Origin of the sequence: Marinimicrobium sp. UBA4209 (genome assembly GCF_002381585.1) — a bacterium.
GTDB classification, from domain to species: domain Bacteria; phylum Pseudomonadota; class Gammaproteobacteria; order Pseudomonadales; family Cellvibrionaceae; genus Marinimicrobium; species Marinimicrobium koreense.
Genome location: NZ_DFTP01000095.1, coordinates 36,637 through 46,144, shown reverse-complemented (window position 1 = coordinate 46,144; position 9,508 = coordinate 36,637). Strand labels below are relative to the sequence as shown.

7 protein-coding genes and 1 pseudogene are annotated in these 9,508 nt (G+C 58.7%); 3 read left to right on the top strand and 5 right to left on the bottom strand.

Translation table 11 applies throughout. The features are described from left to right. Positions 1-103: 103 nt before the first annotated feature. The gene (locus tag B3187_RS14195) at positions 104-1,369 is read left to right on the top strand and encodes an IS110 family transposase (protein WP_265365638.1); all 1,266 of its coding nucleotides are present in this window, start codon (positions 104-106) and stop codon (positions 1,367-1,369) included. A gap of 456 nt (positions 1,370-1,825) precedes the next feature. Here B3187_RS14195 and B3187_RS14190 read toward each other — a convergent pair whose 3' ends face one another. Beyond that, positions 1,826-4,618, bottom strand: coding sequence for a di-heme oxidoredictase family protein (locus B3187_RS14190; RefSeq protein ID WP_286807137.1), 2,793 nt, complete (start codon positions 4,616-4,618; stop codon positions 1,826-1,828). A gap of 319 nt (positions 4,619-4,937) precedes the next feature. Between B3187_RS14190 and B3187_RS14185 the strand changes: the two genes are divergently transcribed. Then, a complete protein-coding gene (locus tag B3187_RS14185) occupies positions 4,938-5,345 on the top strand; it encodes a hypothetical protein (RefSeq protein WP_286807136.1) in 408 nt (135 codons plus the stop codon). Here the strand turns inward: B3187_RS14185 and tnpA are convergent. Further along, positions 5,318-5,752: pseudogene (gene tnpA, locus B3187_RS14180) on the bottom strand (IS200/IS605 family transposase). The gene B3187_RS14185 and the pseudogene tnpA overlap by 28 nt on opposite strands. Before the next feature lie 140 nt (positions 5,753-5,892). Between tnpA and B3187_RS14175 the strand changes: the two are divergent. Further along, entirely contained in the window at positions 5,893-6,801 is a 909-nt protein-coding gene (locus B3187_RS14175; RefSeq protein ID WP_286807135.1) for a helix-turn-helix domain-containing protein, read from the top strand. Between the two features lie 24 nt (positions 6,802-6,825). On the opposite strand, the gene B3187_RS14170 is transcribed toward B3187_RS14175, so the two are convergent. The 3 genes from B3187_RS14170 to fliS all read right to left on the bottom strand — a co-directional run bounded on the left by B3187_RS14170 (position 6,826) and on the right by fliS (position 9,372). Further along, entirely contained in the window at positions 6,826-8,274 is a 1,449-nt protein-coding gene (locus B3187_RS14170; protein ID WP_286807134.1) for a sigma-54 dependent transcriptional regulator, read from the bottom strand. A gap of 379 nt (positions 8,275-8,653) precedes the next feature. Then, positions 8,654-8,929, bottom strand: a complete 276-nt coding sequence (locus B3187_RS14165; RefSeq protein ID WP_286807133.1) for a hypothetical protein — start codon at positions 8,927-8,929, stop codon at positions 8,654-8,656. A 2-nt stretch (positions 8,930-8,931) separates the two neighbouring features. Continuing rightward, positions 8,932-9,372, bottom strand: a complete 441-nt coding sequence (fliS, locus tag B3187_RS14160; protein WP_286807132.1) for a flagellar export chaperone FliS — start codon at positions 9,370-9,372, stop codon at positions 8,932-8,934. Positions 9,373-9,508 lie beyond the last annotated feature (136 nt).

Sequence of the window (9,508 nt, the reverse complement as noted above, 5' to 3'; positions counted from 1 at the left end):
GTAGTCAGTTATAAGGTAGAAAAAAGAAAGGGGACCCTCATAACTCGGTAACTTGCTGTAACAGCAAGGTGCGAAGAACCGAGAGCATTGGAGGTGTCCCCTTATGCGCAAGTATAACTATCGTGCCCAAAATTTCCAGAAGGTGAACTGGGATCAACTGCGTGAGCAGACGGCGGGCGAGCGGTTGATTCTGGCGATTGATGTGGCCAAGAAGGACTTCTACGTGGCGCTGATGAAGCCGGACCGGACGGTTCTGAAGACCATCCGCTGGGAGCATCCGCAACAGAGCCCGGCCCTGCTGCGGGAACTGGCGAACCTCAAGGCTCAGCGCCTGGAGGCGGTCATGGAGCCGACCGGTACCTATGGCGACGCCTTGCGCTACCAGTTGAGAGCTCTGGGTGCCGAAATCTACCGGGTCAGCCCCAAGCGGGTGCACGACGCCGCTGAAGTGTATGACGGGGTCCCGAGCCTGCACGACGCCAAGGCGGCTTACCTGATCGGCCGGCTGCACCTGGATGGCATCAGTCAGCGCTGGCGCGAGCCGAGTGAAGCGCGTCGAGCTCTGCGAGCCTTACTGAATCGGCTGGAGCAGGTACAGGAGCGCCACCAGCGGGCACTGAATCGGCTCGAAGCGTTGTTGGCCCGGCACTGGCCGGAGGCGCTGTGCTGGCTGACATTGCAGAGCGCCAGCTTGCTGCACCTGCTGGCCGAGTACGGCGACCCGGTTCGGGTGACGGCACAGCCGGAGCAGGCGGACCGACTGCTGCGCCGAGTCGGTGGGCACATGCTTAAGACGTCCAAGCGCGAAGGCCTGCTGCGCAGTGCCGCCACGACCTTGGGCGTGCCGGTGGTCGAGACCGAACACGAACTCATCCGGGCCCTGGCCCAGGAGATGCTGGACACACGGGCGCAGTCCCGCGAGCTGGAGCGAGCGCTGTCCGAGCACGTCGAGCACACCCGGGAGCTGGCCTGGATGGCCGAGGCACTGGGCCATAACAGCGCGGTGGTGCTTTACTGTGCCCTGGGTTCGGCCAATGACTACCCGCGTGCGGCCAGCTATCTGAAAGCGGCGGGGCTGAACCTCAAAGAGCGCTCCAGCGGCAAACACAAAGGGCAGCTGAAGCTGACCAAGCGAGGGCCCGGGGTGGTGCGCCACTACCTGTACTTCGCCGCCCTTCGCCTGATACGTCAATCAGGCCCGGCCAGAGCCTGGTATGACGCCAAGCTGGCCCGACACCGAGGCCCCAAGGGCAAACTGATCATCGCGCTGATGCGCAAGCTGGCCAAGGCGCTGTGGCATGTGGCTCAAGGCAAGCGGTTCGATCCGGCCAAGCTCTTTGCCGAGCCACCCCGGGCCGAAGTGGCATAAGCACCACCGAGTCGACCGATGAGGACGAACAGAGACGAGCAACAGGAGCGAGCAATGAGTTAATCCAGCCGTAACACGCTGGCAACGAGTCTTCCTTCGGGCTGACCTTCGATCCGACCTCTAGCCCAGTCTTGAGGCTCCTAAGTAGTCAAGAGGCAGCCCGCGGGATGATCCATGGAACGCGATACCCAAGGTAACTGAGTTGATGCCGCCAGGCGGACATCCGATGCGAGAGGTTCGGTTGACCCCATGGACGTTCATCCGGGAGGCCTTCGAGCTGGCACACAGGCTAAACACACGAGTACCACCGGCATGTGCGTCAACGACTCAGGCAATGCCAGCAGACTCGTGTGCCCAACAGGCAGGTAAAATGATTAAATAAAGGGACTTGACTGAGTTATGAGAGGTCGGATTAGGCCAAAGGCCGTAATCCGACAACCCCAAAGCGATCCCGTATTAAAGCGAATTCAGGAAGCTGAGCAAGTCCTGCTTATCCGAGGCAGACAACGCCTGATAAGCATTCTTCGCCGCCTGCCCTTCTCCACCGTGCCACAAAATCGCCTCCTCTACGGAGCGAGCGCGACCGTCGTGCAGATAGCTGTGCTCCGGCGTGCAGACCTCGTTACCCTGACCACCTGTGGGGTTTTCCACACCGCCGGTCACACAGGCCGACAGACCCAGGCCCCACAAAGGCGGCGTGCGCCACTCGGACCCAGTGGCTTCACCTTCGCCCAGATTATCCGCCAAACCCGGCCCCATATCGTGCAGCAACATGTCCGTATAGGGGTAAATGGTCTGATCGCGCAGCTCCGCCAACGGATGATACTCGCTGGTCTGGTAGCTGGGTGTATGGCATCCCGCACAGCCGACCGTATCGAACAGCTGTTCGCCATTCTGCACCGCCGGATCATCATAGTTGCGCTGCGGGCGAACACCCAGCAGGGCAATGTATTTCACCAGATCATCCAGATGCTCGTCGGCCAGTTCGCTGCCCGTACTGCCGCAGTCAGTCTGATTGGCCCCGCAATCCGGCTCGGGCAGCACCGAGGTCATCACACCCATATCGGTGTTGAAGGCGCTGGCCAACTGGTGTTTGACGCTAACGGTACCCGCTTTCCAACCAAAGCGTCCGAGTCGGGTATCGCCGGTTTCCGGGTCCAGCACACGGCTGGGGCGACCGGAAATACCATCACCATCCGCATCGTCCGGGTCGGCCTGAGCCAGAATCGCGGATTCGGGAATGGCCTCAAGCAGACCAATACCCACAAGATTGGGCGCGATACGCGCGGAGAATCGGTCGGGCACCGCACCGCTAAACTGGTAGTTGGGTGAGCGCAGGCCGTTCTCTTCGGTCCAGTAAGCGATGGACACGGTGCCCTCGCTGGTTGCACCGTCGCTCGTCTCCGACTGCAGAACCTGCCCGAGGTCCGGGTCCGGAGAGCCGTCATCCGCCGCAACCTTAAAGGACCACTTATCCAGCGGTTCGCCCACCGGCGCCGGGGCCGCCCGACCATTGCGCTCATGACAACCGGCACAGCTGTCGTTGATGTAGTGAGGCCCTGCCAGGCCCACCATGTCGTTGAAGACGGGATTTTCAATCGGACGCTCGTCGTGGCGACCATCGTCAAAGGAGGTATGCAATACCCGCCGACCACGAACGAAGGGTTGACCATTGTCATAGCCCAGGTTGGTCGCCATCTGCATAAAATGGTTGTCCGTTTCACCCGAGGTCATTTCGTGAATGGTGGTATCACCACCCAACCAGGCGTGCTCCGGGATTTTGAAGGAGTCTTTCACGCCACCGAACGGGGTGGAGCCACCGACGTCCCAAGGCACCAGCCCCTCGCCCACGATATAGAGGTAAGTGGTGCCGTAGTAGTTCGCACGGCCATTGGGCACGCTGGCATCCAGGAATTGGCTGATCTCAAACTCCAGTTTGTCGCCGACCTGAATCGGACGGCCTTCACGGCAGTTATGGCTGCGCTCTTTGTAGTAATTCAGGTTGTCGACCACCACCATGGTGCCGTTGTCGCAATACTCGGCCACGGTACCCACACCCCGATAGAACCAGCGATTTTCGGCCTCGGTATTACTGAGCATAAACTCGGTGCGCACATTCATCCGCACGGTATCGCCGCCCTTTGCGACCTCGTCAATGATTTCAATGGCCGCAGTACGATCCTCCCAGTAAAAGCTCAGATAATGATCGTAGGCCTGGAACTGATCTTCTTTGGCGTGACGGTCCCGGGCCCGATCCGCAAAGCGGGTAATCAGCGCGGTGTCGGTTTCGTACTGCACCACCGGCTCCAGGGTCGTGGTGGCGTCATACAGCGGCGTAATATCGCCAAGGCTGACCGATGAGCTGCTGGAACTGCTCTGGCTGACGCTGGAGCTTTCGGAGCTGCTCTGATCACTGCTTGAACTGGAGCTGCTTTCACTACTGCTTGAACTCGGCTCGCTGCTACTGGAGCTGCTCGAAGAGCTGCTGCTTCCCGTGCTGCCACTGAAGGTGTGGCTGATCCAACCGGTGCTGCGACCGACGCCGTCGGCAATCACCGTAAACGATGCGTTGACCACATCGCCGGGCAACAGGTTCGGCAGGTCGTAATACCAGCCATTGCTGTCCTGTTGCATCCGGACATTCTGCTGACCACCACCATTTACCGTGTAGTGGATGTCCACGATATCGCCCTCGCTGACGCGGGCTCGCAGGGTGGTGGCGTCCAGTTCCTGGAAACAACCGTCGGCACAGCCGGCAGGCGCGGTTTGGGGCTCACTGCCGTACACCTCCAGTTCCCAGATGGAGTAGCCCCACTGGTTCCCCTGGCTGCGGGATATCCCGAAAATACGGACGTAACGATACTCATCGCTCACCGCCACCGTGTCGGTGCGATGCCCGAAGGTGCCACCGGTGCGGGTCGCCAGGGTGCTCCAGTTGGTGCCGTCATTGGAGCCACGGATTTCGTAGGTGTCCGCATTAGCGGCTTCCCAGTGAATCGCCACGTCGGACAGGTCATAGGCCTGGCCGAGATCAACCGTCAGATAGGACGGATCCGTTTGTGCCGCCGAGGCCCAGCGTGTGTTCATATCGCCATCCACGGCGTTGCTTGCCGGCAGATCCGCCGTGCTCGCAGAAACAGAGGCGTTCCGGGCAAGTTCCGTGGTCTGGGCACTGAGCGATGTGCTCAGGAGCAGAAAAAGCAGGGCTCCCCCGAGGGTGAGGCGGTGTTTCAGACTGTAGAGACGCATAATGTGGACCTCGCGCATGGCTATTATTGGTTATGGGTCCCGCTTACCTTAATCCCGACCGGGGACATCGTCGTCCCACTTTATGGGCGGTCATGAAAGTGGCCTGTGCCACCGGGAGCCCCCAAAAAGCACCGCCACTCCAGGTAAAATAGTCAGTATTTTCAATTGGTTACAAAAAAGATATCAACTTCCTGGTCGGTATTGACACCTCCGCTTTTGTGGACGGGTTCTCGGTTCACCGCCGGGCGTATTGATCACCCCGGGCATTCTGTTTATTCTTTTTGCCAAAGCAATAACATCAAAGACGGTCAAACCCCGTATGGACGTACCGATTTTCAGCGTGAACGACACCGTTCTGGTGGTGGCCGTACTGGAGTGCCTGTTGCTGGGCGCTTTACTCCTGTTCATCACCCAAATCCCGCTAGCCCAACGTCTGTTCTTGTCGTTATTCCTGCTGTCGCTGGGCGTGGACTTCCTGGACACCCTGATCTACTGGGCAGAGCCGCTGAAAGCACGCTGGCTGAGCGACCACCTGTACACCTTCTACGTCCTGAAGCCGCTCGGGCTGATGGCCGCGCCCGCGCTGTATCTGTACGTAAACATCCGGGTTCTAAGAACCCGGAATTGCTCTATGCCCCCTATAAGGGGGCCAAAAGCCAGCCTTCTTAGAAGGCTGGCTGAGAGTTGTCCCAGTTCATTTCATCGGCGTAGGTTCATCTGGATCTGACGCTGCTCTTGCTTTTCCTGATACTTTACATACTTCCGTATCATCTCGGCATCGACTCCTACGGTGTCTACACAGTAGCCTTTGGCCCAGAAGTGATTTCCCCAGTACGGCTTCCGCTTCAAATACGGAAACCGGGTAAACACCCGTAGGGCACTTTTACCTTTGACGACACCTACCAGTTAGGAGATCGATACTTTTGGAGGTACTTTCACCAAAAGGTGCACATGATCCCCTTGCACATTCAGCTCCACAACCTGGCAACCCAGGCGAGCAGAGTACACCTGCACACAATTGTGCACTTCTTGACCAATTTGGCCTGTCAGCACCCGAAATCGGTACTTCGGAACCCAGACAATGTGGTACTGGCAATGCCAGATCACATGCGTTAACTTCTCGAAACGGCTCATGTTATATCCTTCTTCAAAGGGTTGACGTTGTGGGGACAACTCAACCCGGATATAACATGGGCCTACCTTTCGTAACAGGCCAAGCCTGTCACTCATGACCACGTCCTAAGGACGTGGGTTTTCACGTCAAACTAAAGTCGATGCTGTTTTCGGACTTCAACTGGTGTCGACGCCGACTCCTGCACTTCGCGCCCGCATTGCTGATCACCCTGCTTCTGCCCTTTTACCTTCTGGTGCGCGACGAGGGGTTTTTCGCCCGGGCGAGGTATGACTATGAGGTGCTGTTCCACGATCTCCCGTTTCAGCTGTACCTGTTCGTCAAATACGGCCTCTACTTTACTTACGGCTTGATCAGTTATCGGCTATTGGCGACCTACCATCGGCACCTGGAGCAGGGCTACTCCAACCTGAAAAGCGTGGACCCCTGGTGGCTCCGGCTGCTGGTGATCGGCTTTCTGGTTATCTGGAGTCTGTACCTGACGAGTTATCTGAGCCATCTGTTGTTTGAACATCGGGGAATGGCCAACCTGACCGGCGTGCTGGGCAACTACCTCAACGTTTTTTTCATCACATCACTGGTGGTGTACAGCCTGACCCAGTCGCAGACGTTTCGCGGGGTCTCCGAAGCGCCGGGGCTCAATAGCGTTGCAATCGGGAATGAAGATGAACAGGCGTCCCTGGCTCAATCGATCCACCAGGTAATGCGAGAGCAGCAGTTGTATCTGGACCCGGAGCTGAGCCTGGAGCGGCTGGCCAGTACCATGGGATTATCCAGCAAGCTGGTGTCCAGCATCATCAATCGTCGGCTGAACAAGAACTTTTTTGAGTATGTAAACGATTTTCGCACCGAACGGGCGAAATCCATCATTGCTTCCGAGGATGGGCCCGACTCCATGATGCAGGTGATGGAACAGTCGGGGTTCAACAGCAAATCCACCTTCAACCGCTGCTTCAAACGCGCCACCGGCATGACCCCCAGCGAGTACCGGGAAAACATTCGCCGCAGCCCCGTAGGTCGGATCGGTCCGACGTTTCGGAGCGAAGCGTAATCCGACAACCCCCGCTGACTTCAATCAACGCTGCAAATCATACTTCCGCATCTTCTCAACCAGGGTCGTGCGCCGAACACTCAACCGATCCGCAGCCCGGGCCACCACGCCACCGCAATCATTCAGGGCCTGCTGAATCAATTCCCGCTCCATGTTGTTGATGTACTCGCGCAGGTCGATGCCCTGCTCCGGCAACAGCGGCGTATCGTTCATGCTGACATAGCCCGCCTGGCCGTTCAGCGCCTCCTGCTCGGTGGCCACACCAAAATCTTCCTCCACCACGTCCACGTGGCGGTATTTGACGGGAAGATCCTGAACGCCCACCACGCCGTAAGGGTGCATGATTGCCATGCGCTCCACCAGGTTTGCCAGCTCGCGCACGTTGCCACTCCAGGGATGACGACACAGCGAGAGAATGGCAGCGGAATTGAAGCGGATGGAGCCGCGCTCCTCGCTTTCCAGACGGGAGATCAGTTCATTGATCAGCAGCGGGATATCTTCTGAGCGATCTTTCAGAGCGGGTAATTCAATGGGGAAAACGTTCAGTCGATAGAACAGATCCTCGCGGAACCGGTCTTCGCTGATCATGGTTTCGAGGTCCCGGTGGGTCGCGGCAATCACCCGCACGTCGATACTGGTAGTCTTATTACTGCCCACCCGCTCGAAACAGCGCTCCTGCAGAACCCGCAGAATCTTCACCTGCATATTCAGGGGCATATCCCCAATTTCATCCAGAAACAGAGTGCCCCCCTCCGCCAGCTCAAACCGACCGGCCCTGGCACTGATGGCACCGGTGAACGCTCCTTTTTCATGGCCAAACAGCTCGCTTTCCAACAGTTCGGCGGGAATGGCGCCGCAGTTTACGGGAACAAAGGGTTTGTCACGCCGGGGGGAGTTGTAGTGCAGATTGCGGGCCACCACTTCTTTACCGGTGCCCGACTCGCCGGTGATCAGCACCGACACGTCCTTATCCGCCACCTGGGCCATCATGTCGCGCACCTGTTGGATCTGGCGGCTGGTGCCCACCAGGCTGCGAAACAGGTGGACCGGACGGCGCGTAGGCTGGCGCCGGCTGGCCTGCTGAGCCTGGCGATAGAGCTGGGCGCGATGCAGCGTGTCCAGTAACTGGTTGTAGGCGGGGGGGACTGTCATGCTGGCGATGATCATCCGGGCCAGCTCGGGCGCGGCGGACTCGGGCAGCGTGCGCTCCTCCAGCATGATGACCGGCACGTCGTCCTGCCAGTCGCGGATGTCTTTCAGCTGGGACTCAAGCTCCCGGGGCTTGGGAGTTTCGCCCAGAAACACCGCCATGACACCCCGCTCATCGGCATCGTCAGCGTCCTCGTGGGCGGCTTGCCAGCCGGCCCACCCGGTGGTGCTGACCGTTTTCCCCAGGAACTCCAGAATGACTCCGAGCTCCCTGCGCCGTTGTTCATTATCATCGACAATCAGAACATTGGTGTTACGCCACATGCGAGTTGGCCCTTTATCCATTTTTCTAAACCGCTAGCCTTGTTAAACCAATAGCCGACGCCTCGACCGGAGTCAAATAATTGTCGATTCAGGACAGACGTCGGAAAACCGGGCGCCCCCAAGACAAGCGCCCGAAGAATGTGAAATGTGTCACATTATTGGGGATTCTGGCAGGGATAGCCGCCGGGAGCAATCCCAAAACGGCCAAATTGACAAAAAAATGACGCAGAAAACGTCAAGAAGAAGAACAGCACCAACCTCCGCGTACTCCGCGCGCTTCACGTACTCCACGCGCTCCGCGTAGGGCGGATAAGGCCGGAGGCCGCATCCGCCGTAACCCAATGTAACGCACCCTCGCAACCCAATGGGCCCGCCCCACTCACAACGCCAGCTTCAAAACCTCCTCCTGGCACTGCTCAATCAAATTCGCATAAACACCCTTCAACTCACTCAATGCCCGGACCAGGGCCGTCCCATCGCCACCGTTGGCCGCGATCACCCGCTCAACCAACCCGGCACAGGCCCGATCCAGCTCACGGACCGTCCACCAATCCTCAGCCCGAAGGGCCTGCACCAGCTCATTACGCAACTGGCGCACCTGCTCTACCCCGGCTTCCCCATGGTAATCGGGGTTGGGAACCGCTGACAGCGCCATGATTATCGGGCCTGATCGGCAATACCATCCCAGGCGGACTTGAGCTCGCCCAGCAGGCGGCCGCACTCGTCCAGCCGCTCCAGACTGTTCTTGTAGTTGGCTTCGGTCAGAGCGCGGATGATGTAATCGTAGAGGTCATCCAGATTTTCCGAGAGCTGGCCGCCTTCCTTATCACTCAGGCTGCCCTGCAGGCCCGCCACAATGTTGATGGCCTTGCCGATCAGCTCGCCTTTGCGGGCCACCTGATTCTGCTGCATCGCACCCTTGGCCTGAGCGATACGCTCCAGGGCCCCTTCGAACAACATCTGGATCAGGCGGTGGGGAGAGGCGTCCATGGCGCTGGACTGTACTTTCATGGAAGAGTAATTCTGTGCCGCACGAGCGTAGGCGTTCATACCGGTTCCCCGTTCTTGGTTGTCGTCATCATCGGTGGTTTTTACCATCGGACTAACCTTTATTGCGGCTGTGGAGGGGGAAACTTTAGCTGATTTTGGTGGGTGTTTTCGAGTTCAGCAACGGCGGATGCGCGCTGCGCGCTTATCCGCCCTACGCGACCCCGTGCTATCCGTAGGGCGGATA

Bases quoted from the DNA above. Each gene is read 5' to 3' on its own strand.
- B3187_RS14175 (WP_286807135.1), top strand. From the start codon at position 5,893: ATGCTGTTTTCGGACTTCAACTGGTGTCGACGCCGACTCCTGCACTTC.
- fliS (WP_286807132.1), bottom strand. From the start codon at position 9,372: ATGGTAAAAACCACCGATGATGACGACAACCAAGAACGGGGAACCGGT.
- B3187_RS14195 (WP_265365638.1), top strand. From the start codon at position 104: ATGCGCAAGTATAACTATCGTGCCCAAAATTTCCAGAAGGTGAACTGG.
- B3187_RS14185 (WP_286807136.1), top strand. From the start codon at position 4,938: ATGGACGTACCGATTTTCAGCGTGAACGACACCGTTCTGGTGGTGGCC.
- B3187_RS14165 (WP_286807133.1), bottom strand. From the start codon at position 8,929: ATGGCGCTGTCAGCGGTTCCCAACCCCGATTACCATGGGGAAGCCGGG.
- B3187_RS14170 (WP_286807134.1), bottom strand. From the start codon at position 8,274: ATGTGGCGTAACACCAATGTTCTGATTGTCGATGATAATGAACAACGG.
- B3187_RS14190 (WP_286807137.1), bottom strand. From the start codon at position 4,618: ATGCGTCTCTACAGTCTGAAACACCGCCTCACCCTCGGGGGAGCCCTG.